This is a genomic window from Paraburkholderia sp. BCC1885, from assembly GCF_900996235.1.
GTDB lineage: Bacteria > Pseudomonadota > Gammaproteobacteria > Burkholderiales > Burkholderiaceae > Paraburkholderia.
On sequence record NZ_CAAJGM010000241.1, the window covers coordinates 131447 to 155475 of the forward strand.

A 24029-nucleotide genomic window follows, 5' to 3' on the forward strand; every position below is an offset into this window, starting at 1 on the left:
GCTAACATCCTGTTCAACCTGTTTCGTAAGTTAATTGCACTTCTTTCGTTACCCGCATAATCATGGGCGTAGAAACGTGCCTCAATACGCATTGCGATGCGTGAATCCTTTCATTACCGTTGCGGCCACGATTCGCATATCCAGTCCAAATGACCAGTTCCGTAAGTAGTACAGATCATGCTCGACGCGGCCTTGCATCTTTTCGACTCGATCGGTCTCACCGCGAAATCCATTGACCTGCGCCCAGCCGGTAATACCCGGCTTGATGCGATACCGGTGAATATATCCATCGACGATCTTCTGATAATGATCATCGTGTTCAATTGCATGCGGGCGTGGCCCAACCACCGACATTTCGCCACGTAGCACATTCAGAAACTGCGGCAGTTCGTCGAGACTCGTGCGCCGCAGAAAACTCCCCACCCGGGTAATTCGCGGATCGTTTCGCGTGGCTTGCCGGATCACACCGGCTTCTTCGACGTGCGCACGCATGGTGCGAAACTTGAAGATCCGGAAGACCTTGCCGTCAGCGCCTTTGCGCCGCTGCGTAAACAACACCGGTCCTTTTGATGACAACTTCACCGCTATGGCAATAGCAGCTAACAGCGGCGACAATGCGATAAGCGCAATTGCCGCAAAAAGCCGGTCGAACGCCGCCTTTTGCAGACGTGCCCGAACCGATAAAGGTGAAGCCATCAGGTTGATGGCCGGCGCGCCTATCAGGTCGACCATCTCGCCGTCGAACATGGCGAGGCTCGGCACGTCAGGAATGAAGCGGAGATTGACGAGGTCGCCACCGAACTCGTCCAGCATGCGCAAAACGGTCGCCTCGTCGGACATTGACAAGGCCAGCCACACCTCCGCCACGTGTTCGGCGCGCACCCATGCGGCGAACTCATCCAGCCGGCGATACACCCGCATATCACGCTGAGCAGGCTCGATACCACCCGGGGTGACAAATACACCTACTGCGCGAAAGCCCGAGGCCGGAGATGCCGCGACGTTGCCCAGCACCTGCTCAAGATGCGCGCCGGCGCCGACAACCGCGACAGTCCGCAGGTTTCGCCCCGCACGCCGCAGTCTGGCCAGAGCCGCGTACAACACCGAACGCGACACGACCAGACCAACAGCCGTGCTAACGGTCCATGAGGAGAACCAGACACGCGAAACGGCCGTGGTGCGATGAAGCGCAAACATCAACGCCAAACCGCTGACTTGCACCAGAATCCACGCCAGCGAAAGCCTGCTCGCCAGTCCTATCTTTGAGCGCCCTCGCCACGAGCCGTACACCCCAAATGCAGGAAACAGTACGACTGCGAACGCGACGGCAAACGCTACAAATGCCCCTTCCGCAATTGAATGCGTAACGTGAACAAACGGAAAGAACGATGCGGCAACAGCACCTGACGCAATCAGTAAGATGTCGAGCAATCGGGCGAGAACTTTTTCGAGTTCCAGCGAGTCGCGCCCACCCCATTGTCGAATGGCGGTATGCATGTATTGCCGCCTATCCTTCTCGCAGCAGGTTAGCTGCACCGGGTTCCGGCGCAATCGCTAACCACTGCATATCCAATTTAACCGCTACAAATCTACTTTCCATGTGACCGAAAAACATTGCTTCCCGCTTTACCGAATAGCTGCGTAAAAGGCTGTCACGCAGGCTACTCGAGCGACGTCACAGTGTTGAAGAGTGTATTTTGCACCGGACCTCCGGCTGAAAGGCCTAGGAAGTTTCCCAAACAACGGACATCCAATCTGAACAATTTAGGAGAAGGCGATATGCGATCACGCGGTGCCTGACGCTCGTTGCGAAAATCGCACCATCTCTGTGTTAACGCGTAAAACGTGCGGCAACCACGTAATTCGACTCAAACGTGGATTGTCTAAAGTCCGGTGTCTCATTATTCTTCGGGGAGCCTTTATCGCAAATCGAAGACACTCCATGCCCACCCCGATATCAATACCCTCCCAGGCCGACAGTCCCATCACCGCCAGCAAAGCCCGCCGGGCCGCTCTCGGCAGCTTTATCGGCGCGGTGGTTGACTGGTACGACTTCCTGCTCTATGGCATCGTCGCCGCCCTCGTCTTCAACACCCAGTTTTTCCCGCACGTCAGTCCGGCGATGGGGACGCTTGCCGCCTTCGCGACGTTCGGCGTCGGCTTCCTGTTCCGCCCACTCGGCGGTTTCATCTTCGGCCACTATGGCGACCGCCTCGGCCGCAAGCGCATGCTGGTGCTGACCGTCATGATGATGGGCCTGTCGACCGCCGCCATTGGCCTGTTGCCGTCGTTTCTCCGTATCGGCTGGTGGGCGCCGGTTTTGCTCGTGACGTTGCGAGCGATTCAGGGTTTCGCGGTAGGCGGCGAATGGGGTGGCGCGGCCTTGATGGCGGTCGAAAGCGCGCCCGAGAGAAAGAAGGCGTTTTACAGCAGCGGCGTGCAGGTCGGCTATGGAGTCGGTCTCGTGCTTTCGACGGGTCTCGTCTCGATCATCAGCCATTCGATGGACAACGCCACCTTCCTCGCCTGGGGCTGGCGTCTGCCATTCCTCTTTAGCATCGTGCTCGTGTTGATCGCGCTGTGGATCCGCTCGAACATGGATGAGTCTCAAGAGTTCGTCGAAAAGGTCGTCGAAAAAGGTACCGAACGCACAGGACTGCCAATCATCGAAGCGTTGCGCTCGCATCCGCAGGCGTTTCTTTTAATCATCGCGCTGCGTCTAGCCGAGCTGTTCACGATGTATATCGTGACCGCGTTCGCACTCAATTACTCGACCGCCAACCTCGGCATGCCGCGTACCTTCTTTCTGAACATCGGCTTGCTGGTGGGCGCGCTCAGTTGCGTGACGATCCCTTGCTTTGCCATGGCCGCAGACCGCTTCGGCCGCCGCCGCGTCTACATGCTAGGCGCGCTGGTCGGCATGCTGAGCGCGGTGCCGTTCTTCCTCGCGCTCGACGCGCGTTCGACGGTATGGATCGTGATCTTCGCGGTGATGCTCGCTAACGTCGCGCACGACATGATCGTCAGCGTGCAGCAGCCCATGTTCACCGAACTGTTCGGCACTGCCTACCGTTACAGCGGCGCGGGCGTCGGCTATCAGGTGGCGAGCGTGGTGGGCGGCGGCTTCACTCCATTTATTGCCGTGGCGCTGGTCAGCCTCGCGGGCGGATCGTGGCATCCAGTGGCGGCCTACCTTGGCGTCGGATGTCTGATTTCGCTCGTGGTCTCCGCGCGTATGAAAACGGGCCGGCCCGCTTCCTAACATCTGGCCGCTTTGATGCTGCGGCGCGCAACCGCGCCGCGCGCTGTCGTCCGATGGTGTTTGAAAGCACCCCTGCAGGCCTTTAAAAATGCCACTGTGCGCAGTATTCGGCGTTTTTGATGCGCTGCCAGAACCCGCGCAATCGTATCTGCGGCCCGACGCCTAGTTGATACCAGGCGAACACCTTATGCATTGACGTCTCATATTGCCAATGCAAAGGACACCACCTATCGTGTGGCTGAAGGCACACGCGTTGCTATGCATTCGTGATAAATATGAAAACAAAGTGCCTATATCGCGCGACGGCGTAGCGCGCATTTTGCGACGCGGCGCGGTTCGCGCGGTGACCAATAAGCGCCAATAAAGCGCCGATAACAAACAAGACACGCAAAACGGAGACGCATCATGAGCAGCATTACCGAGCCAAGGGGAAAGTCTGGCTCCGCGCCATTCTTTTCCAAACAGGCCACCGTTGCAGGCCCCGGTTTTTCACGCTGGATGGTACCGCCCGCCGCCCTCGCCGTGCATCTATGTATCGGCCAGGCTTACGCGTTCTCGGTGTTCAACGGGCCGCTTACGAAGGTGATCGGCCTCACGCAATCCGCACCCGACGACTGGTCGCTCACCGCGCTTGGCTGGATTTTTTCGCTGGCAATCGTGTGCCTCGGTTTTTCAGCGGCGTTTGCCGGAAAGTGGCTTGAACGGGTCGGTCCGCGCCGCACGATGTTCACTGCCGCATGCTGCTTCGGCGGCGGCTTTCTGGTCTCGGCGGTCGGGGTCTGGATGCATCAGATCGTGTTGCTATATCTCGGTTATGGCGTGATCGGCGGTATCGGCCTCGGGCTTGGTTATGTATCGCCGGTATCGACGCTGATCCGCTGGTTCCCGGACCGTCGCGGCATGGCAACCGGTATGGCGATCATGGGCTTCGGTGGCGGTGCGATGATTGCCGCGCCGCTGTCCGTCGCGTTGATGAACCATTTCCGCAGTGCGAGCGGTAACGGTGTCGCGGGAACCTTCGTTGTACTTGGCATTGCGTATTTCATCTCGATGTCGATCGGCGCACTCGCGATTCGCGTGCCGCCGCCCGACTGGAAACCGGATGGCTGGACGGCGCCCGTCGGCACCCAGAACAAGATGATCTCGCGCAATCACGTGCATATCGATCAGGCGCTGAAAACCCGGCAGTTCTATTTGATCTGGCTAGTGCTGTTTCTGAACGTGACGGCGGGTATCGGCATACTCGGTCAGGCGTCGGTGATGATTCAGGAAAGTTTCAAGAATACGGTGACAGCGGCTGCAGCTGCGGGCTTCGTCGGGCTGCTGTCGCTCTTCAACATGGGCGGGCGTTTTGTGTGGGCCTCGGCGTCCGACTGGATCGGGCGCAAGAACACCTACCTCATCTTCTTCGCGCTCGGCGCCGTGCTGTACTACTTCGTTCCGGGATTCGCCGCGTCTGGGCAGATCGCCCTATTCGTGCTGGCTTATTGCGTGATTCTCTCGATGTACGGCGGCGGTTTCGCGACTGTGCCCGCCTATCTGGCGGACATGTTCGGCACGGCCTTCGTGGGCGGCATTCATGGCCGTCTGCTGACGGCATGGGCGGCCGCGGGCGTTGCCGGTCCGGTGCTGGTGAACTACATCCGAGCCTACGAAGTGGCGCACGGCGTGGCCAAGGCGGATGCCTACACGATGACCGTGCACATCATGGCGCTGCTGCTTGTCGCCGGTTTCGTGTGCAATCTGCTGATCAGGCGCGTGGATGACCGGCACCATATGAGCGAAGCACAGGTCAAAACCGGTCAATAAGGAGGCCGAAATGAGCACAACTGAAACCACCCAGCCGGCTTCAACAGCCAAGCTCGCCGTATTCTGGCTGTACGTGCTGATCCCGCTAGCATGGGGTGTGGTCAACACGCTGCTGCAGGCGATGAAGCTGTTTGGCAGGTGACGCCGGTTCCACCGCGATTCGATTAGCGAGCCTAGCAGCCCGGCTCGCTCACCCGGCCACCTCCAGCTTCATTGGGAATGTGATATCGAAGCGCGTCCCCTCGCCTTCATGCGAATCGAAGCGGATCTGCCCGCCCAGCACCCGCGTCAACTCGCGCACAATCGCGAGCCCCAGGCCTGCACCGGGGATGTCTTCGTCAGTGGCGCGCTCGAACTCCTTGAACACGCGCTCACGGTCCGACGCGCCGATGCCTACGCCGGTATCCGCCACCCGCAAGCGCCACTGGTCGCTGCCGTCAGCCGTCATTGCCAGTTCCACCTGGCCTGCCTTGGTGTACTTCGAGGCATTCGTCAGCAGATTGAGCGCAACCTGCTTTAGCTTGAGACGGTTCGAAACGATCGCACCCAGGTTTGCGTCGAACGTACCGTGCAAGCGCAGCCCCTTGGCTTCGATAGCGGGACCACACGACGCCAGCAGTTCGTCGAACAATTCGCGCAGATCGAATTTCTCGACCGTGAGATGATTGGTATCGCCAAGCACTACCGAATATTCGACCAGTTCGTCCACCAGTTCCTTCATGTCCGCGGCCTGGCGATTGGCGAGCGCGAGCGCCGCTTCCACCTTGGCGGGCGAGCGCGACATCAATTGCAGCGCCATCGAAAAGACATTGAGAAAATTACGCAGATCGTGCACCACGCTACGGGTGAGTTGCATGCGCGACTCATACAGATCGCTGACGAGCCGCTGCTTTAAAGTCAGTTCGTGATTCGCGCGTTCCACCCGGCCGGTGTACTCGTCGATCTTGCGGTCGCGCTCGGTGACAACCTCGCGAATCGACGTCAGCGTAACGAAACTGACAGCTTCGTCGATAAAGTGGCGGGCCCGCTCTTCGTGACGCCGCGTGAAATACGGTCTTGATTCGCTGAACTGGACAATCTGACCCGCCAGCATCTGCCGAAACAGATCGAGTTCGCGCACCAGTTCGTCGATGCGGTAACCCTGTTTCCAGCGCAGTTTGCCGTGCTTGCGCGCATTGCGCTCAATGGCCGGCTCGACCTGGTCGAGGTCCTGATCCTCAAGCGCGCTGCAGATTTCCTCGAGGATGGCCGGCACATGGTCCGAGAGTTGTTCGTAGGTCAGCTTGTCGGCATCGCTCAGTTCGGTGTCGTCGAAAACAGCCCTCATCCACCGTTCGGTCAGATTGACCTGGTCCAGACGAAGACTTTCTGCGAATGCGCGGAGTGGACGTACTTGCGTATCGGGCATGAATCAGGGCCTGCCGCCACGAAGAAGGAGAAAAAATGCCCCGTCAGCGTATCACGCCCGGCGCGCGTTATGAGTCGGAGAACTTACCTCTGACAATTGGAGCAATCCGTATAGGATAAGTCCAAAGTGGCCGACGCGCGATTATGCTGGCCCTGCGCCTCGTCATGCGAGTTCGAACAGCACGTCCTGCGCGCCTTTCCACAGCACCTTGGTGCCGAGTTCGCGCAGATGTTCTTTGCCTTCGACGATCGTCAGAAAATGATTGCCCGCCAGTTGCCCCATCTTGCTGGCGAAACAGCATGAACCGTAGGCAAGGATGATTTCCGTTTCGCTATAGCCGCCGGGATAAAACAGAATGTCGCCCACCGACGGGTGGCTCGTATGGTTCTCGAAACCCACGGCCTTGCCGCCGTTTTCGAGTTTGAAATCGCCAAGCGGCACCCAGCAGCCTTCGCCGCTCCAGCGGACATGGATGATTTTCTGGCGATACGGCAGAAGTTGCAGAAAGGCGGCCACCGTTTGTGGTGCGTCCGGATGGGTCTCGGCGATAAATTCGTGGCCGCAGGAGGATATGCGAAGTCGCGTCATTGCTGTCTGTCCACTTGATCGGGTTGAATGGGATGGTCGGCCGGCCGTCATTTTGCAGGCGAGGGTTGCTTGTCAACAGATACAGTTTAGACCGCGACGGTCAGGCCAATTGCCGACGATGCGCGACTCGCAAGAGGCCATCGCGCCGCGCATCGCTTCAGTGCGCGAGCAAGGCCGGCACGATATCCACAAAGAGAATCTTGACGATCGTCATGCCCGGAAAAATCATCGCATAGCCGATATCGGGCTCATCCGTGGGCGCCAGCTTGTTAGCGTAAGCAAGAATAGCCGGATTGCCGCAGGCCCCGGCGACGATGCCCGCCACCTGATCGAACGACATGTGGCAGACGAACATCCCCAGCAGAATGACCGGCACGGCGAGCGCAAGCAACACGACGGCGCCAAGCCCCAGCATCAGCAACCCCGTTTCCGACACCGTCGCGGCAAAACGAGGCCCCGACGCCATGCCAACCTGGGCCAGAAACAGCGTCAGCCCCAGGTTGCGCAGCACAAGATTCGCAGATAGCGGAATGGTCCAGTTCAGGCCAGCCGTGCGGCGCAATTTGCCGAGAATGAGCGCGACGATCAGCACACCTGATAATCCAAGGCCTATTTTCCCGATGCCTGGCAGAGGAATGCTGATCGCACCGACGAGGAATCCGAGCGCCATGCCAATGCCGATAGAGATATAGCTAAACTCCGCGGTCCCCTTGATCGAATTGCCGAACAGCTTGCGCAATGCCGCGAAATCAGCGGGATTTGCCAGCAAGCCCACCCGGTCGCCGAACTCGAGCACGAGGTCCGGGCGTGCCAGCAAATCGGTGTCGCCGCGACGCACGTGAGCAATGACCGCAGCATCGACGCCCGGCAGATCGAGCTCACCAAGCGCCTTGCCGACAATCGCGGCACGGGAAGCGAATACGCGTAGATAGTCGAGATGCGCCCGGTCCTTGAGCATCCGGCCCGGCTCCGCTTCGCCCAGCCGCTTGCCGGCAAGTTCGAGCGTCGTGCGATTCGGGCCCACCATCAACAGCACGTCATGTTCGGCAAGCACCGCATCAGGCGTGGCCGGTTCGTTATGATGAGCGCGCCGCCGCGCGACGATCTGCACATCGTCCGGCAAACCCGCTGCCAGTTCGGCTATCGTCTGGCCCGCAAACTGTGGATTGCCAAGCGCGACCTCCAGTATCTCCATGCCGCCGCCCGCTGGCGCGGCAATCTTCGGTTTGAGCACGGCAAACGCGATGTACAGCAAGATGATCGGGCCTGCTACCCCAAACGGATAAGCCACCGAATAGCCCACTGCTGCGTCCTCATTGCCGAGCTCGGCAATGGCCGCCTGCAACGTAGCGGTGCTCGTGCCCGCTCCCGCGAACAACCCCAGGGCGTGGCCAAGGCCAAGTTGATAGACCTTCATGCACACGAGGCTGACCACGCCGGACAGCAGTACACCGACCAGTGCGATGAGATTCGCCCTTCGTCCGTAAGTGCTCGTGAAGCCGAGAAAAAACTGCTTGCCGTACTGTGCTCCCACCGCGTAGAGGAAGAGCGCCAGTCCCAACGTGCCAAGCATTGCTGCGGGAGCCGCCTTCGGCGCAAACCAGCCGACCGCCAGCGCGACAAACAACACCGCGCCCACGCCGAGAGAAAAGCCCTTGAGATTGATTTCTCCCACCCCGTAGCCAATTGCGATCGTGAGGAACAAGGCGAACATCGGCTGCTGCTCAAGCAACGTCTTGACGAACTCCATGGTGGCCTCTCGTCCCGGTTGGGTCCCGGTTGGGTAGAATCGTTTGGCGCACGCCGGGCATCGACCTTAAATTGCCTGGCAATCCAAACTGAACAGATCGACACGCAGGCACCAGCACGATACTGACGGCCGCGCTACCTTTGACTGATTCCCGGGCTTCGCGTGACTGCGTCCTTGCTACGTCCTCACGCACCACCGCAGCCGGACGGTCTCGCCAAAGACCGACCAAATAACTTTAGTATCTCCGGCGCGTGTTTTCAATAAACGGTGACGCTAGGTTTTCAGCCGATACCCCGTCTTGAAGATCCATGCAACGATCACGAGAAATATCGCCAGAAACAGCGCGGTCATGGCGAGGCTCACGGCGACGTTCACATCGGCGAGGCCGTAAAAGCTCCAGCGGAACCCGCTCACCAGATACACGATCGGATTGAACAGGGTCACCACTTTCCAGAACGGCGGCAGCATGTTAACGGCATAAAAACTGCCGCCGAGAAACGTCAGCGGCGTAATGATCAGAAGCGGCACAAGCTGCAGCTTTTCGAAACTATCCGCCCAGATGCCGATGATGAAACCGAACAGGCTGAAGGTCACCGCCGTCAGCACCAGGAACAGCACCATCCAGAACGGGTGCTGTACCTGCAACGGCACGAAGAGACCGGCCGTAGCGAGAATGATCAGCCCAAGCAAAATGGATTTGGTCGCAGCCGCGCCGACATAACTCACCACGATCTCGAAGTACGAAACCGGTGCGGACAACAGCTCGTAAATCGTGCCGGTAAAGCGTGGAAAATAAATCCCAAACGACGCGTTCGAAATGCTTTGCGACAGCAACGACAGCATGATCAGACCCGGCACGATGAACGCGCCATAGCTGATGCCGTCCACTTCCTTGATGCGCGAGCCGATTGCCGAGCCGAACACGACGAAATAAAGCGAGGTTGAAATCACCGGCGCAATGATGCTTTGCATCAGCGTGCGCCAGGTCCGCGCCATCTCGAACCGGTAGATCGCCTTGATAGCGTAAATGTTCATTGATTACCTCTTAGCAGGCTGACAAAAATGTCTTCAAGCGAACTCTGCGTGGTCTGCAGATCCTTGAAGCGGATGCCTGCGTCGTCCAGCGCCTTCAGCAAGGCAATGATGCTGTTGCGCTCGCGTTCCGTGTCATACGTGTAGATCAACTCGTTGCCGTTGTCCGAAAGCGTGAGGCGATAATCCGCAAGTTGAGCCGGCACCTCCTGCAACGGGCTTTCGAGCTGCAGCGACAACTGCTTCTTGCCGAGCTTGCGCATCAGTTCGGACTTCTCTTCAACCAGCATGATCTCGCCACCGTTGATCACGCCAATGCGGTCGGCCATCTCTTCGGCTTCGTCGATATAGTGAGTGGTCAGGATGATCGTCACGCCGCTTTCGCTCAGCGAACGCACCAGTTTCCACATATCGCGGCGCAATTCGACGTCGACGCCGGCGGTCGGCTCGTCGAGAAACAGCACGCGCGGTTCGTGCGAAAGCGCCTTGGCGATCAGCACGCGCCGTTTCATGCCGCCCGAGAGCGTGATGATCTTGTTGTTGCGCTTGTCCCACAGCGACAGATCCTTGAGGACCTTCTCAATGTACGCGGGATTCGCCGGCTTGCCGAACAGTCCCCGGCTAAACGACACCGTGGCCCAGACCGTTTCGAACGCGTCCGTGGTCAGTTCCTGCGGCACGAGTCCGATCAGCGAGCGCGCCGCACGATAGTTGTTGCTGATGTCGTGACCGTCCACCAGCACGACGCCTTCACTTGCTTTGACGATCCCGCAGACGATGCTGATCAGCGTCGTCTTGCCCGCGCCGTTCGGTCCCAGCAGTGCAAAGATCTCGCCGCGACGAATCGACAGATTGATGTTTTTCAGTGCATGGAAGCCGGTTGCGTAGGTCTTGCAGAGATTCGTGACGGAGACGATAGGCTGCATGGAGGACACCGGTGCTGATGCAGAGGCCGGTTGTGTGTGCCGGGCCGTAGCCCGAAGGGATGATTCAGAATCGATGATGGTCCTCGCTATGGAAAGGGAAGTCGCCGGGCGCGCCTCGTGGAACGCGCTGCGGGCAGCGCTTATTTCAGCTACCTGCCCCCGGCGGATAACGCATTGTGCCGCAGAGCAGGTCAGCTATCGTTTGGGAATCTCGAACACCAGACAGGTGGTGGTGGCGTGGGCGTACAACGTGCCGTCGGGGCCCACCAGACGGGCCTCGGCAGTGGCCAGTTGACGGCCGCAATGGATCACCTTGCCCTCGGCGCGCACGCGCGTCACGCGTGGAGTAAGCGCCTTCACATAGTTCACGCTCAATTCGGCCGTGGTATAGCCGCGGCCCGGCGGCATCAGGGTATGCACGGAGCAACCGAGCGCCGAATCGAGCAACGTTGCAAACCAGCCGCCGTGAATCGTGCCGAGCGGGTTCAGATGCTGCGTGAGCGGCGTACCCTGAAACACGGCGCGCCCTTCGCTAACTTCGATGAGGGTGAAATCGAGTGTCTTCGCAATCTGCGCATAGGGCAGCTCGCCATGCAGCATGGCCTGCAGCACTTCGAGACCGGTCTTGCCGGCCACCTGTTCGGGGCTCGCCAGCCCGGGGCCGGGCCCCGCCTCCAGACGGCTGCGCACTTGCGCCTCCTCGGCGAGCCATGTCTCGATCGTTTGCTCGGATGTCAAATCGGTTCTCCGGTTTTTATGGCGACCAGCGTCGCTTCCCCTGCTGTCGGGCCTCAGGTGCGGGGTGTCGCCCCCATCGCTCGACGGGGCTTCTCAGCCCTCCGTACACGCCATTTTCGGCTCCAAGCCGGCGCGCACCTCGGGCCACCCGGCGTCAATGATACTGAAGCGTACGGAATTGCGCTTACGGCGGTCCGGCACACGCAGTTCATGACGTCGAATGCATGGCGTAACAGCAGGAATTTGGCCTCGGTATCGATGCCGGTGCGCTGACCCGACGCCGATGGGTCCACGTCGGAGGCCTGGCGTAGCGCCAGATTATGCAAGAACGCAGGGCGCAAGAGAAACGACGGCATCGAGGAGCCGTCGTTCGTGCTGCAGGCAGAGAGGAGAAGGGTGCGCGGTCGGCTCACGACCGCGGAAAGCGGGACATCAGGCGCAGCAAGCGCCGCGCCGCTTCGACTCGATCAGCTAGCCAGCTTGCGGAACGTCTCGAGCACAGCATCGCCCTTGAACGGCTTGACGATCCAGCCCTTGACGCCCGCCGCCTTGCCGCGCTCTTTCATCGCCGGGCTGCTTTCCGTGGTCAGCATGATCACGTTGACCGTGCTATTGCCGAGTTCGCCGCGAATCTTCTCGACCATCGTCAAGCCGTCCATATTCGGCATGTTGACGTCGCTGATCACGAGCTTGATGCCGGGGCTGCTCTTGAGCTTGGTGAGACCATCTTTGCCGTCTACCGCCGTATCGACGTCCAGCCCGTTCTTTCGCAGGAAGCCCGCGACCTCGTCACGCACGGTGCTCGAGTCGTCCACAACCAGAATTTTCGACATGTCTGTTTCCTATGGCATCAATCAAAATAAATCGAGCTCGCCAGCGCCGATCGTTTCTTCGGCAGCTTGTTCGAACTCCTGAAAATCTTCCGGCGACCAGCTCAGGCTAAAGGCAAAGCGCTGATGCAGCTTCACGATGCGCCCTGATTGCTCGTCTTTCAGGCGGTAGGTAAAGCACAAATGCGGGCTCTCGGAACCGAATGAGATGTACTTCTGCTTATGGTTGATCAGCAGCGGCACCTGAACCTGGTTTTTCGACAGCGCATCCGCATCGCCGACATAGCGATTCTTGAAAGCGCCCCAGATCATGTTGGTCAACTCGCCGAGCAGACTGTTCAGATCGCGGAAATCGGCCGTACCCTCGGACGTCTCACGGCGGTTGAGCAGGTCGAGGATCGGCTCTTCTTCCGCCTGAATCATCATGTAGCCGCGGCACCAGGTGCTCTCCAACGGGATCAGGCTGAACACCTCGCCGAAGATGATGCGGTCGCGCACGATGCACGGCGCGTCCACCTCGACGCCCATATCGCTAAACAGACTGCCCAGCACCGAGCGGGTCAGCTCCGAGATACCGCGCACCAGCGCGTTCGGATATTCGCGGTTGAAAATGTATTCGTCGATCACCTTGCGCAGCGACGCCATGTCGCTCGCCACATAGGTGCCGCATATCATCGCATCCAGGTCCGCCGGCAGATCACTCGGCGCGTCATGGGTCTGGCGTCGCATGATGATCGGCAACTCAGGCCGCGCCACGTGAATCTTGCGCGCAATTGCGGCGCTCTCCTCGCTCGATCCGCCGTAGCTTTCGGCGAGGAAAATGGCGCCCAGATCGAAATTCAGGCGCAACGCCGACGCAACGCGGCTTCTCGCCACCTTCACGCCAATCAGATTGTTCTCGTCGCAGAAATTCCTGATGACTTCCACGTGCGCCGGACAATCCTCAAGGACCAGCACCTTGCTGACTGGCTTGTTCTCGTTCATTTTGCTTCCCTGCTTCCCGCAACGTTCAAATACAGCATTCAAAACAGTTCGAGTTCACCACCGGTATCTTCGACTGTGCTTAGATCCGCGACAAAATCGATCGGCGCATGCGCGCACACGCAGATCGTCGCTCCCAGATTGACGGCGCCGTTGATCGTGACCGCATACGACGCCAGAAACTCCGGCTTGAGCGCCTCCAGATACGGCATGCAGCGCGCGCTCAACACATACGGCGTCGACATGCCCAGGTCCGGAAAATAGTTGAGCAACTCCTGATTCACCGCGCCGCAGCACAGGTTGCAGATTTCAAAAAATACTTCCAGAAACGCGCGCTCGGATTCTTCCTTGACGAAGTACCGATGGGTCGTTTCGTCCTCTTCGAAATGCACGATCAACAGCAGCCGGAACGCGATGCCAGAAATGGTTAGCACGACCAGGTTCGCGTCGGGCATGCTGGGCGCGCCATGATCGCCCACGGGTACGATTTCGCAGACGTCACCCGCGTCCATCGTCAACCGCGACCTGGCCGCCTTGAAGAAGATGCGTTCGATGCTGTCCTTCGCATGCGCACTGATCACGTCGATGCCTAATGAAGCGTGGATTGAAACTGATTCGCCAGCGACTCGACGCTGGACAAGGAGGCCGTAATCATCTTGCCGCCGGCCTGAATGTCCTGGAAGGTTGCCGTGGTGGTCAGGTCGTTGCGATGCAGACTATCGCGGTAGCTTTTCGACAGTTCTTCGGAGCGCGCCGCCAGTGCCCGGACCTCGCTCGCCACCACCGCAAAGCCGCGGCCCGCCGTGCCGGCACGCGCCGCCTCGATCGAAGCATTCAGCGAAACGATCACCACATGCCGCACAATCGACGACAGCTCGCGGTTCTTCGCGTGCATGTCCTGGTTCTGCGTCATCAATGAAATCATCTGTTCATGCCAGCGCTCGAAGGTGCTTGCGAGACCCTTCAGACGCGCGGCTTCGGCCGCCAGTTGGGCTGCCTTGTGAGCCAACTGGTCTTTGCCTTCGAGGGCCGCCTTCAACTCCGCACGCACTTCGTCAGCGCTCTCGGACTGCCGCTTGAGATCCTCACGCAACTGCGCAATAGAGGCCTCCAGATCCTGCTTCTGCTGCTCCTGCAAAGCGAGCAGTTCGCTTTGCGCGGCATTCGCCTCGCCGAGCGTGTGCGCCTGACGCTCCGATTCGGAGCGCAACCGGCGCGTCGTCTTCGCAATTGCCAGCCGGCGCGCCGTCAACGCCACCAGAGCGGTGACAACGACGCCGCCCAGCGCGCCTATCAAATACGGTTGAATCACAACTCATCCTTCCGAGTGCCCATCACAACGATGAGCGTGAAGTTAGCGGCTGCCTTGCGACTTAGTCCGCCAGCGTATCCAGTTGCAGTTCGTTCGCGTCGCCGCGTGCCGGCACGCCAAGCGTGTCCACCGCGAGCTTTTCCGGCAGATTGACGATGGTCTGGAACTGGCGGAAGTCCGCGCCCTTGTGGTCGTCGGTGAAACGCAGCGCGATGCTGCCATGCTCACGCTTGAGAAAATCGCGCACCGCGTCCATGCCGACACCGCGTCCCGATACTTCGGTAACCTTATCGGCGGTGGAAAAGCCCGGACGGAAGATCATTTCGGCGATTTCCTCGTCGCTCACATGCTGGTCGGCTTCGATCCAGCCCTTCTCGATCGCCATGCCGCGAATCCGCTTGAGCGCGAGACCGCGGCCATCGTCGCTCAGCGTAATTTGCAGCGCGCCTTCGTCGACACCCACTTCGATATTGATGACGCCCGCAGCCGGCTTGCCGTGCGCGCCGCGGACCTCGGCGCTTTCAAGTCCGTGGTCGACCGAATTGCGCAGCAGATGCATGAATACGTTTTTCAGCGCACTGCCGGCTTCGCGGCGCAAACGGTAGCCGTTATCGGCGATACGCACGACCGGTGCATCCTTGCCCAACTCGGCAGCCAGCGACGGCAGCGACTCGATCACACCGGCGAGGGTCTCGCCCACCGTTTCCGTGCCGAGCACGCGCAAGGTCTTGCGCACGTCTTCGCGCATCGACTGCAGCGCGTGCAGATCATCGGACTTGGCGGCTTCGATCACGCGCAGACTCTCCTGGATATGCGCGATGTCGACCATCAGATAGCGTTCGGCGCTTTCGCGACGGCTCGCGCTCTTACGGCCAAGGCTGACTTCGTTGATGGTCGCGTAACTTTCAACTGCCGCGCGAACACGCGCGAGTTCCTGCATCAGGCTGTCCTGGTCCCACGTCTCGTCAGCTTCGGCGTGACGCAGTTCGTGATAGCGCTGCTCCGCCTCGTGCACGATGTTGGTCAGATGCTGCAGGTTGTAGGTTCGCGCATTGCCCTTGATGGTGTGCATGTTGCGGAACAGTTCGCCAATCGCCTCGCGGTCCGCCTGCGAGTGCTGGCGGATGATGCGCTCGTTCTCACTGATAAAGCCTGCCGAGCTCTCGAGGAAGTGATGGAATTTCTCTTCGCTCACCGCGAGAATTTCACCGATCATTTCCAGTCGACGCTTCTGCTCGCCCGCTTCGGCGGCCAGCGCGCGCAGCTCGGTGACGTCGCGCACGCACAGCATCAGGCGCACGATCGTATCGCTGTCGTCGGTAATTGCCGACCAGTTCAGGTCGAGGATCTTCACGCGGCCATCCGGCATGCGCTTAGAAATTTCCGTGACCAGCAGATGCTCGTTGAACGCAAAGTTGATGGCGTCTTCGCCCAGGCACGCATAGCTCGCCGCATCGACTTGCGACAGCACGTCGGCGCCGAGATCCGTGTCGGCGAACACCAGGTCCATCAGACTGCGGCCGGCAATGTCGTTCGTCTCGAAGATGGCTTCCAGATACGCGGAGTACTCCGAATGAATCACCGCTCCTTCGACGACAGTCAGGATACCCTGCTGCATGTTCTGCAACATGGCCTGAATGTCGGCGGTCTTCTGTTTAAGCTGGAGCGAGCTTTCCTGAATCTTCTCGATCATGCCGTTGAACGCCACGATCGAATGGCCGATTTCATCCATGCGGCCCACCGGCACCCGGCGCGTGAAGTCCTGGCTGGAGGCGATCTCGCTCATCATGGCCTGCATGCGCGTCAGCGGACGCGTAATCTGGCGGTACAACAGCGAGCCGATCGAGGTCAGCAGAATGATCGCAATGCCGGTGACAATGGCAATGGCAGTGGTGGTTGTGGAAAGCGTACCGTTCAGCGCCGTAATCGCCTCGTCCTTCTCGCGATTCTTTTCGATGCGCAGCGTTTCGACAATGCCTTCGAGTTCGTCACGATACTGCGCCACGTTCGCGAACAGATAGGCCTGCGCCAGATCGTTCTTGCCGGCCGCTTTCATCTTGGCGGTATCGTCGATGGCCGAAAAATAATTTTCGATGCTCTCGGCCGCCTGCGAGACAAGCCCCTTCTGCGCCTGCCCCGCCGCGTCACGAGCCTGCAGCGCCAGCGCCTGTTGCAAGGCTGCTTTCTTGGCCTTGAGTTCGTCCTGCGCCTGGGCGACGACATTGCCGTCCGGTGCATAGACCAGCGTCATGATCGCGAGCTGCACGTCCTTGACCTGTGAGACGAGGTCGGCCGAAGCGAGCGCGCTTGGCACCACACCTTCCGTCACCTGCTTGACCTCGACGGCGCTGTGCCGGGTCTGGTAGACCGCATACCCGCCAATGGCGGACAGCGCGACGAACATCAGAATTACCAATAGCGTGATGCGATGACGGATAGTCATGTGTGTCATTCCCCGGGTGAAGCGTGCGTGGCGTGCTCTTCTTGAGAGCTGTTCGACCTTGTGTGGTTGGCCGATTTGTCGAGCGTCACGATTATCGAGGATGGTATGTGACGGATATATGACTAAAGATAGAGCCCCGATTTAATCTGCTGAGGATTGCGCCGGAAAGAGCAACTAATTGTTGCGCATATCAAATCGCCGTTATTTTTTGAGCCGTTTCGCTAAAGTTTTATCCATTTGCGCCGTTAACCGTCAGCCCTTCAACTTGAACCTGCCGTGAATCCAGCACGAACTTGCGCTGCGCCCTAGTTCAGCACCCTAAGATGACGCCAACGTACATCCATGTCTTTTAGTAGCGCGATGTAACTGATGGCGCGTTCCGTGCCGAGGCTCGCGCTAGCTGCTTCATTCGTCTCGTTCCACAGGCGCTCGAAACGATTCGCCGCTTCCACCCTGGCGAGCGGCTGGTTCAGCAGCACCACAAAGGCAAACGACAACTCTTCGACGCTTCGATGCATCGGCGAATGCAGGTAGATCGATTTGGCAGAGCGATTCAAACGTCCCTCAGACAATAATTTTTATGTGAACGTAGACAAAGCGCTGACGCACCCACCCCGGCGGCGCACGTGCCGCGGCAGATCGTCTTAAGAATACGTCTGTCATCGGCACGCAAAACTCTTCCCGCACAATTCTCAACAAAGATTGTCACCAGAATATTACGGGGTCGTTCAATGAGCCAGAAGTGCAATGTGTTGTTCCTGTGCCGCGCCAATTCCGCGCGCAGCATCATGGCCGAAGCGCTGCTTCGCGAGTTGGGCGCCGAACGCTTCGAAGCCTTCAGCGCCGGCATCGAACCCGCGCACGACGTTCACCCTCTCACGCTCGCGCAGTTGCGTCCCACCATCAGCGATCTCGGCAAAATCAGGCCGAAAAGCTGGGACGTCTATATGCAGGCCGACGCTCCGGTCATGAACGTGGTGATCGCAATGTGTGAAGAGGCCAGCGAATCGCATGCGCCCGAGTTTCCCGGCAAGCCGGTTTTCTGCCAGTGGAATTTCGCGGACCCGCTCGAAGTCGACGGTGACGAGGCCGAACAAAAGCGCGTCTTCGAGCAGGTATTCCGGCAGATTTTGCGCCGCATCAGCGTGTTCGTTGCGCTTCCGCTGCATTCGATGCAGGCGCCCGAGCAACGTCACGCGGTCAATGCAATGGATGAACACGCGCCGCCTTCGATCGCGGTCGAATGAGCACCGCGCAGCGCGCCACGCAGTACGAATCAATCCGGCGCGTCGGCGCTTGCACCGGAACCCGGCGGGCATGCTCCCTGCTGCCAAAGTTCGGCGTACCACGCGAGCCGCCATGGCGGTTCGCTGTCACTGACTTAAAAGGTTCATCGGGGCGACCTAGCATGAAATGTTCGCATTCACGGAGCAGCTGACCGGCATCCGCGAGCTTGCCCCCCACCGCTTCAGGGAACGCAAATGCTCGTTCACTTCATGCCCTCGTCGGGTATCGTGATTGCCATGCTGGTCGTCTGCCTCGTGATGGTGCTGGCATTCGAGGCCACCAACGGCTTCCACGACTCCTCCAATGCCGTTGCCACCGTGATTTACACGCAGTCCTTAAGACCTGTGCCCGCTGTGATCTGGTCGGGTCTGATGAATTTCATCGGCGTGCTGGTGGGCGGCATTTCCGTCGCCTATGCACTGGTCGAGATACTGCCGCCCGATGTATTGACGCCGCCCGACGGATCGCCCGCAGTGCCGATGCTGGTGTCGATCTTCGCCGCGGCCTTGTTCTGGAACATTTTGACGTGGGCGTTTGCGATTCCTAACAGCAGTTCGCACTGCATCATCGGCGCGCTGATCGGCGTTGCGGCCGCGGATGCACTGCTGAAAGCGCGCAGCATGACGCAAGGCGTGGACTGGAAGCAGATCGTGATCGTGCTGAAGGGATTGGCCATTTCACCGATCCTCGGCCTGCTGCTCGCGGGCGGCCTGTACGCCATCATGCGGCTTGTGGTGCGGCGCGGCCACCTGTTCGAACCGCCGAAAGAAGGCGAGCCTCCCGTGTGGTGGTTGCGCGGTTTGTTGATCCTGACCTGCACCACCGTCAGTTTTTCGCACGGCACCAATGACGGCCAGAAAAGCATTGGCCTGATCATGCTAACGATTATCGGCTTGCTGCCGGCGGCTTACGCACTCAATCCGCAGGCGACCGGCCAGATGACCGCGCTTAGCCAGAACGCGAGCGCCGCGATTCCGCTGATTCAGCAATACGGTGATGACGTAAAGGACCAGGCGCTCAGGTCCGCCACGCTGCTGCAGAATGCCGGGCCACAGCTGGAAGGAGAAGCACGCGCGTTAAAGACCAGCGACAAAGCGGCCGATTCGCCGCAGACGGTGGCCGTGCGCGCACAACTGCGCGGGGCCGTGTACGATGTGCTGTCCGAACTCAAGCACGTCGGCGAGCAGCCAGGCGCCAGCGCGGCGGACAAGTCGAAAGCCAGTGATTTGCTGAAGAAGATGGCGCCGCCCGTGCAATACGCGCCCTGGTGGGTGCGCGTGCTGAGCGCGCTGTGCCTCGGCATCGGCACGATGATTGGCTACAAACGCGTAGTACGAACGTTAGGCGAACGGCTCGGCAAGCAGCATATGACGCCGGGCCAGGGGGCCAGTGCGGAACTGGTCGGCTCGGTGCTGATCGGCACGGCTGGATTTACCGGGCTGCCGGTCAGTACCACTCACATCATTACGTCGGGAATTGCAGGGACGATGGTGGCGGGAGGCCAAGGTGTGCAAGCGGGTATGTTATGGCGCATCGCACTCACCTGGCTGGTCACGTTGCCTGTCACGATCCTGCTTTCCGCATGTTTATTTTACTTCCTTGCGAACCCCAATCTCTGACGACGAACACGAGCGCGGCGCCGGTTCCGCGCAACACGCCCAGCCACCCGCAGGTGTCTGGGCGAAACTCATGAGCCGGCTTCACGTGCGTCACGCGGCCACGTTGCTCGCCGTGCTCGGCGTCGGTCTCGCGATGGGGGCGCCATTCGTTTTGGGCGCACATGACGTGCTGGCCGGATTGCGCAGCGTCTCGCTGCAATTGTTCGCGGTGCTGGCTGCGAGTGCGGCCTTGAGCGCGGCAGCCAAGGCCGGCAAGCTGCATCTGATGCAAACGGCGCTTGGACTCAGATTGCGCTTCACGCGCACGCTGACACTTACTGTCGTCACCGATTTCGCGTTTCTCGTCTCGCCGCTGGGCGCAGCGGGCTATGGCGTCAACATGGGCTTGCTGCAGCGCTCGGGCGCATCGTGGGCGCTCGCCACGACCGTGGTAGGCGCAGATCAGGCGCTCGACCTGACCTTCTTCGCCGTCGCCGTGCCGTTCTCGTTTCTGCTTGCGCTCGGGCCGCTCACTCAGGTGACGCCGAACTTCCCGCTGCCCGTCGTCCTCAGCAGCCTGGCTGGCCTTGCGCTCGTAGCCAGCGTGTTGTGGCTGTGCCGCCGTCCTGCCGCAGCGGCACTCGACGCCGCCGGGCGGCGCATTGTCTGGCTGCGGGCGCGCCGGGCGCGCTGGACCCGGTTTCGCCAAAGCGTGCGCCAGCAATGGGGGCTGCTCCTAACCGGGGCGCGCTGGCGCCTCGTTGCCTTGCTGCTGCTGACCACGCTGCAATGGCTGCTGCGCTACAGCGCGCTGTGGTTCATCCTGCGCGAGCTTGGCTACCGCCTGCCGCTCGGCTTCGTGCTCGCCGTGCAGGCCGTGGTCCTGCATGCCGCGCTGTGGACAGGTGTGCCGGCCGGCGGCGGTGGTGGCGATCTGGCGTTAGCCGCGACCTTCGCGCCGTGGGTTCCGCGCGCGGCGATGGCAACCGCGTTGGTGCTATGGCGCTTCGCAACGCTTTATTGCCCCTTGCTGCTCGGCGCGATAGGTTTTATCGCGCTGGCATGGCGGCGGCGTGAGCCCGCACCCATAGCGCCGTGACGCGTCACCGCAAATCACGCAGCCGTATCGCGCGGCTTCCTGATGCGCACCGAAAGCCGCGCGCGTCCCGGATGATCGACCCGCAGCGCAAATAGCCGCAGCGTCTGCGAAATCAATGCGAGCGGATAGGTGGCCTTCATCAGATCGGAGATCATGCGCCATTCCGCGCGTACGCCCTTCCAGTAGCCGAGCTTTTCGGTCTTGCGCGCCTGCGTGACGTGCGGCCAATGGGTGACCGCAATCGACAGCCGGCGCGCGATGATGCGCCGGTTCATGAACACCTCGATGCCAAAGCGCGGCAGGCTGTGAATTTCCTTGAGCGCTTCGTCAAGCAACTGCTTTCTGACGACGCGTTCGCCGGAGACGAAATCGAGGCCGATAAAGCGGAAAATCAGCAGACTGTTTTGCCGCAGGCTCATGCTGACATCCGCGCGGCCGCTCAGCACGGGCGCGGCAAGCGCGCTGATGTGGTCGGGCGCGAGGCCTTTGAGGTCGGCGTCGAGCAGCATCAGCCACTCGTGTTCCGCGGCGGCGATGCCTGCCGCCATCGCCGCGCTCTTGCCGCCGTTCTCCGCGCATTGGATCAACCGCACCGAAGGAAAACGCCGCACGACGTCGGCGGTGCCGTCGGTCGAACCGTCGTCCACCACAATGACTTCAGCTAACAGCGGATGGACCGACGCCACCGCCAGCACAGCAGCAATACGCGGGGCTTCGTTGTAGGCGCAGATGATGCAGGAAACTCGGTGACCTCTGGATGGCATAGAAGTAGTCGTCGTATGGCGGGAGCAGGACAGCCCAATGATGCGGCTTTGAAAACAGCGAATAGCCGATTTTGACGGCGCTTTGTGACGGTATCATCTGTTTCGGGATTGCCAGCAGAGAACCACACGAAGAAGTCGCCAGCGTGACAGCATCCGTCACGCGCTGACGTCATGCGTCCCGGCCCGAGCCCGGCTGCCATGCATAGACGACGTCGGGACAGCCTTCGTCGTTGTCGCTACCGTCGCCGAAGGCAATCGCCACGAAGCCGTGCCGCTCGTAGAAGGCGCGTGCCCTGGCGTTCTCGGCAAAGCAATGCAGATGAACCGGCGAGCGCGCATCCGCGAGCACCTGCCGCAGAAGGGTCGTGCCGATGCCTTGACCGATCGTCGGCGGCAGGACGTAGAGGTGATCGAGCCACAGCACGCCGTGCGCTTCGGAGGTCGCGGCGAGGCCGACCACCAGACCTTGTGCGTCGATTGCCACCGTTGCGCGTCCGGTTGGAATCAGCCAGTCGCGAATCCACCGGTATACCGCGTGGTCGGTGTGCGCAAGCGGCGCGAACGGCATCAGCTCGCGGCGAGCCCTGAGAAAGACCGTGGCGATGTCGGCGAGATCCGCGGACATCGCCGCGCGGGTGATCACGTCTGATTTCAACTTCATGGCGGTTCAGGTTTCGGCCATCTTATTGGGGCATGCCAGGCACCGTGACCCCGAGCGTTTGCAGCAACAACACGAAGTTCAGCACGAGGACTGCAATCGCCGAGGCGCTGGCCGCCGCGATCATCACCGAGCGGTTGCGATACCGGCCCATCACCCGCTCGCGGCAGGTGAACCATACCAGAGCCGCCATCGGCACCGGCAGCGCGAAACTCAGCACCACCTGGCTCAGCACGAGCGCGCGCGTCGCATTGACCCCCAATGCGACTACCACGAACGACGGCACCATCGTGATCAGACGTCGCAGCCACAGCGGAATCTGAAAGCCGACGAAACCCTGCATGATCATCTGGCCCGCCATGGTCCCCACCACCGAACTGGAAATGCCCGAGGCGATCAGCGACAGCAGAAAAATGCCCGCCGCGCCGATACCGAGCAGCGGCGCCAGCGTGTGATACGCCGTTTCGATTTCAGCGACTTCCGGATGACCCGCGTGAAACGCCCCCGACGCCATGATGACCATGGCCATATTGATCAGGCCCGCAATGGTGAGGGCGATCACCACTTCGATGTTGGAGAATTTCAGCAGCGTGGCGCGCTCGCCCTCGTTTCTGGCGGTGACGCGATTTTGCGTCAGGCCCGAGTGCAGAAACAGCGCGTGCGGCATGACGGTCGCGCCGATGATGCCGACCGCGATCGTCACGGCGCCCGCGTCCGGCAATTGCGGTGTAAAAAGGTGCCGGAAGACACCGGACCACGCCACCGGCGCAATGAACAGCTCGGCCAGATACGAAAGACCGATGATGCCCACCAGCGCGCCAATCGCCAGTTCAAGCGGCCGAAAGCCGGCCTTTTCGAACCAGAGCAGGCCATACGTGACGAGAGCGGTAACGATCATCCCGGCCAGCAGCGGCATGTGAAACAGCAGCGCGAGGCCGATGGCGCCGCCCAGAAACTCGGCCAGATCCGTCGCCATGGCGGAGATTTCGCTTACCGCCCACATGACGTAGACGAGCGGCGTGGGCAAATGGTCGCGGCACAGCTCGGCGAGATTGCGCCCTGTCACAATGCCGAGTTTCGCTGAAAGTGCCTGAAACAGCATCGCCACGACATTGGCGAGCAGCACCACCCACAGCAGCGCGTAGCCGTAGCGGGCGCCCGCCTGGATGTTGGTGGCGAAGTTGCCCGGGTCCATATATGCAACCGAGACCACCACCGCCGGCCCCGCGAACGGCAGCACCATCGCCGCGCCGCGGCGCCGGCCTTCCAGCACCTCGCGAATAGCGAGCGCGGTACGCCCTGTGAGGGTCGTGGGAGCGGTTTTGTCGCGAACGCGTTCGTCCATGCGTGCCTTCGTAGTTCGCCCGGACAGTAAAAGAACGTATCCGCGCGTTTTAAATCGGCCCATGCGTGCTAATTTCTCACATTTGCCGCGCGCGTGCGTCATCGAAATCCACACGCGATGCGTTAATGAAGTGCAGCCAAGCTGCACTTCCATGAAGGCACAGCTTTTCGGTGTCGCTTTACACCTTCGGATACTTTAC

22 protein-coding genes and 1 pseudogene are annotated in these 24029 nt (G+C 60.4%); 6 read left to right on the forward strand and 17 right to left on the reverse strand.

Going from position 1 to position 24029, the window contains the following annotated elements:
- Window positions 1-81: 81 nt before the first annotated feature.
- A complete protein-coding gene (locus FQ755_RS30860) occupies window positions 82-1497 on the reverse strand; it encodes an undecaprenyl-phosphate glucose phosphotransferase (protein WP_144160068.1) in 1416 nt (471 codons plus the stop codon).
- A 445-nt stretch (window positions 1498-1942) separates the two neighbouring features.
- On the opposite strand from FQ755_RS30860, the gene shiA reads away from it, so the two are divergent.
- The 3 genes from shiA (at window position 1943) to FQ755_RS30875 (ending at window position 5213) form a co-directional block, all read left to right on the forward strand.
- The gene (gene shiA, locus FQ755_RS30865) at window positions 1943-3262 is read left to right on the forward strand and encodes a shikimate transporter (RefSeq protein ID WP_144160073.1); all 1320 of its coding nucleotides are present in this window, start codon (window positions 1943-1945) and stop codon (window positions 3260-3262) included.
- Window positions 3263-3667: 405 nt separating this feature from the next.
- A complete protein-coding gene (locus FQ755_RS30870) occupies window positions 3668-5071 on the forward strand; it encodes an OFA family MFS transporter (protein WP_144160076.1) in 1404 nt (467 codons plus the stop codon).
- A gap of 10 nt (window positions 5072-5081) precedes the next feature.
- Window positions 5082-5213 carry an oxalate:formate antiporter gene (locus FQ755_RS30875; RefSeq protein ID WP_144160079.1) on the forward strand — a complete coding sequence of 44 codons (132 nt, stop codon included), beginning with the start codon at window positions 5082-5084 and terminating at the stop codon, window positions 5211-5213.
- 48 nt (window positions 5214-5261) lie between these two features.
- On the opposite strand, the gene FQ755_RS30880 is transcribed toward FQ755_RS30875, so the two are convergent.
- The 13 genes and pseudogenes from FQ755_RS30880 to FQ755_RS30940 form a co-directional block, all read right to left on the reverse strand.
- On the reverse strand, window positions 5262-6479 hold the full coding sequence (locus FQ755_RS30880) for a sensor histidine kinase (protein ID WP_144160082.1): 1218 nt from the start codon (window positions 6477-6479) through the stop codon (window positions 5262-5264).
- Between the two features lie 162 nt (window positions 6480-6641).
- The gene (locus FQ755_RS30885) at window positions 6642-7067 is read right to left on the reverse strand and encodes a DUF3830 family protein (protein ID WP_144160085.1); all 426 of its coding nucleotides are present in this window, start codon (window positions 7065-7067) and stop codon (window positions 6642-6644) included.
- A gap of 157 nt (window positions 7068-7224) precedes the next feature.
- Entirely contained in the window at window positions 7225-8817 is a 1593-nt protein-coding gene (locus tag FQ755_RS30890; RefSeq protein ID WP_144160088.1) for an aspartate:alanine exchanger family transporter, read from the reverse strand.
- 273 nt (window positions 8818-9090) lie between these two features.
- The gene (locus FQ755_RS30895) at window positions 9091-9852 is read right to left on the reverse strand and encodes an ABC transporter permease (protein ID WP_144160091.1); all 762 of its coding nucleotides are present in this window, start codon (window positions 9850-9852) and stop codon (window positions 9091-9093) included.
- Window positions 9849-10775, reverse strand: a complete 927-nt coding sequence (locus tag FQ755_RS30900; protein ID WP_144160094.1) for an ABC transporter ATP-binding protein — start codon at window positions 10773-10775, stop codon at window positions 9849-9851. Before FQ755_RS30900 ends, FQ755_RS30895 begins: the two co-directional genes overlap by 4 nt.
- A 195-nt stretch (window positions 10776-10970) precedes the next feature.
- Window positions 10971-11513 (reverse strand): PaaI family thioesterase, encoded by a 543-nt coding sequence (locus FQ755_RS30905; protein ID WP_186308700.1) that lies wholly within the window; start codon window positions 11511-11513, stop codon window positions 10971-10973.
- A gap of 93 nt (window positions 11514-11606) precedes the next feature.
- Window positions 11607-11797, reverse strand: a pseudogene (locus FQ755_RS38415) (GNAT family N-acetyltransferase); the annotation flags it as partial.
- Between the two features lie 183 nt (window positions 11798-11980).
- A complete protein-coding gene (locus FQ755_RS30915) occupies window positions 11981-12346 on the reverse strand; it encodes a response regulator (RefSeq protein ID WP_144160100.1) in 366 nt (121 codons plus the stop codon).
- 21 nt (window positions 12347-12367) lie between these two features.
- Window positions 12368-13327, reverse strand: a complete 960-nt coding sequence (locus tag FQ755_RS30920) for a chemotaxis protein CheX (RefSeq protein ID WP_144160104.1) — start codon at window positions 13325-13327, stop codon at window positions 12368-12370.
- 38 nt (window positions 13328-13365) lie between these two features.
- The gene (locus tag FQ755_RS30925) at window positions 13366-13905 is read right to left on the reverse strand and encodes a hypothetical protein (RefSeq protein ID WP_144160107.1); all 540 of its coding nucleotides are present in this window, start codon (window positions 13903-13905) and stop codon (window positions 13366-13368) included.
- 8 nt (window positions 13906-13913) lie between these two features.
- Window positions 13914-14636, reverse strand: coding sequence for a methyl-accepting chemotaxis protein (locus tag FQ755_RS30930; protein ID WP_144160110.1), 723 nt, complete (start codon window positions 14634-14636; stop codon window positions 13914-13916).
- Window positions 14637-14697: 61 nt separating this feature from the next.
- Window positions 14698-17079: an ATP-binding protein gene (locus FQ755_RS30935; RefSeq protein ID WP_144160113.1), complete on the reverse strand. Its 2382-nt coding sequence runs from the start codon at window positions 17077-17079 to the stop codon at window positions 14698-14700.
- A gap of 305 nt (window positions 17080-17384) precedes the next feature.
- A complete protein-coding gene (locus FQ755_RS30940; RefSeq protein ID WP_260858938.1) occupies window positions 17385-17636 on the reverse strand; it encodes a hypothetical protein in 252 nt (83 codons plus the stop codon).
- A gap of 174 nt (window positions 17637-17810) precedes the next feature.
- On the opposite strand from FQ755_RS30940, the gene FQ755_RS30945 reads away from it, so the two are divergent.
- The 3 genes from FQ755_RS30945 to FQ755_RS30955 all read left to right on the forward strand — a co-directional run bounded on the left by FQ755_RS30945 (window position 17811) and on the right by FQ755_RS30955 (window position 21063).
- Complete coding sequence (locus FQ755_RS30945; RefSeq protein ID WP_144160116.1) at window positions 17811-18326, forward strand: arsenate reductase ArsC; 516 nt, start codon at window positions 17811-17813, stop codon at window positions 18324-18326.
- Window positions 18327-18560: 234 nt separating this feature from the next.
- Window positions 18561-19985, forward strand: coding sequence for an inorganic phosphate transporter (locus FQ755_RS30950; protein ID WP_144160119.1), 1425 nt, complete (start codon window positions 18561-18563; stop codon window positions 19983-19985).
- A gap of 70 nt (window positions 19986-20055) precedes the next feature.
- Entirely contained in the window at window positions 20056-21063 is a 1008-nt protein-coding gene (locus FQ755_RS30955; protein WP_144160122.1) for a flippase-like domain-containing protein, read from the forward strand.
- A 14-nt stretch (window positions 21064-21077) separates the two neighbouring features.
- Here FQ755_RS30955 and FQ755_RS30960 read toward each other — a convergent pair whose 3' ends face one another.
- The 3 genes from FQ755_RS30960 to FQ755_RS30970 form a co-directional block, all read right to left on the reverse strand.
- Complete coding sequence (locus FQ755_RS30960; RefSeq protein ID WP_144160125.1) at window positions 21078-21827, reverse strand: glycosyltransferase family 2 protein; 750 nt, start codon at window positions 21825-21827, stop codon at window positions 21078-21080.
- A 169-nt stretch (window positions 21828-21996) separates the two neighbouring features.
- On the reverse strand, window positions 21997-22488 hold the full coding sequence (locus FQ755_RS30965) for a GNAT family N-acetyltransferase (protein ID WP_144160128.1): 492 nt from the start codon (window positions 22486-22488) through the stop codon (window positions 21997-21999).
- A 22-nt stretch (window positions 22489-22510) separates the two neighbouring features.
- Window positions 22511-23830, reverse strand: coding sequence for an Nramp family divalent metal transporter (locus tag FQ755_RS30970; protein ID WP_144160131.1), 1320 nt, complete (start codon window positions 23828-23830; stop codon window positions 22511-22513).
- Window positions 23831-24029: the final 199 nt, after the last annotated feature.

Bases quoted from the DNA above. Each gene is read 5' to 3' on its own strand.
- FQ755_RS30870 (WP_144160076.1), top strand. From the start codon at position 3,668: ATGAGCAGCATTACCGAGCCAAGGGGAAAGTCTGGCTCCGCGCCATTC.
- shiA (WP_144160073.1), top strand. From the start codon at position 1,943: ATGCCCACCCCGATATCAATACCCTCCCAGGCCGACAGTCCCATCACC.
- FQ755_RS30955 (WP_144160122.1), top strand. From the start codon at position 20,056: ATGAGCCGGCTTCACGTGCGTCACGCGGCCACGTTGCTCGCCGTGCTC.
- FQ755_RS30960 (WP_144160125.1), bottom strand. From the start codon at position 21,827: ATGCCATCCAGAGGTCACCGAGTTTCCTGCATCATCTGCGCCTACAAC.
- FQ755_RS30890 (WP_144160088.1), bottom strand. From the start codon at position 8,817: ATGGAGTTCGTCAAGACGTTGCTTGAGCAGCAGCCGATGTTCGCCTTG.
- FQ755_RS30895 (WP_144160091.1), bottom strand. From the start codon at position 9,852: ATGAACATTTACGCTATCAAGGCGATCTACCGGTTCGAGATGGCGCGG.
- FQ755_RS30945 (WP_144160116.1), top strand. From the start codon at position 17,811: ATGAGCCAGAAGTGCAATGTGTTGTTCCTGTGCCGCGCCAATTCCGCG.
- FQ755_RS30950 (WP_144160119.1), top strand. From the start codon at position 18,561: ATGCTCGTTCACTTCATGCCCTCGTCGGGTATCGTGATTGCCATGCTG.
- FQ755_RS30860 (WP_144160068.1), bottom strand. From the start codon at position 1,497: ATGCATACCGCCATTCGACAATGGGGTGGGCGCGACTCGCTGGAACTC.
- FQ755_RS30875 (WP_144160079.1), top strand. From the start codon at position 5,082: ATGAGCACAACTGAAACCACCCAGCCGGCTTCAACAGCCAAGCTCGCC.
- FQ755_RS30935 (WP_144160113.1), bottom strand. From the start codon at position 17,079: ATGACTATCCGTCATCGCATCACGCTATTGGTAATTCTGATGTTCGTC.
- FQ755_RS30900 (WP_144160094.1), bottom strand. From the start codon at position 10,775: ATGCAGCCTATCGTCTCCGTCACGAATCTCTGCAAGACCTACGCAACC.
- FQ755_RS30880 (WP_144160082.1), bottom strand. From the start codon at position 6,479: ATGCCCGATACGCAAGTACGTCCACTCCGCGCATTCGCAGAAAGTCTT.
- FQ755_RS30885 (WP_144160085.1), bottom strand. From the start codon at position 7,067: ATGACGCGACTTCGCATATCCTCCTGCGGCCACGAATTTATCGCCGAG.
- FQ755_RS30965 (WP_144160128.1), bottom strand. From the start codon at position 22,488: ATGAAGTTGAAATCAGACGTGATCACCCGCGCGGCGATGTCCGCGGAT.
- FQ755_RS30920 (WP_144160104.1), bottom strand. From the start codon at position 13,327: ATGAACGAGAACAAGCCAGTCAGCAAGGTGCTGGTCCTTGAGGATTGT.
- FQ755_RS30970 (WP_144160131.1), bottom strand. From the start codon at position 23,830: ATGGACGAACGCGTTCGCGACAAAACCGCTCCCACGACCCTCACAGGG.
- FQ755_RS30915 (WP_144160100.1), bottom strand. From the start codon at position 12,346: ATGTCGAAAATTCTGGTTGTGGACGACTCGAGCACCGTGCGTGACGAG.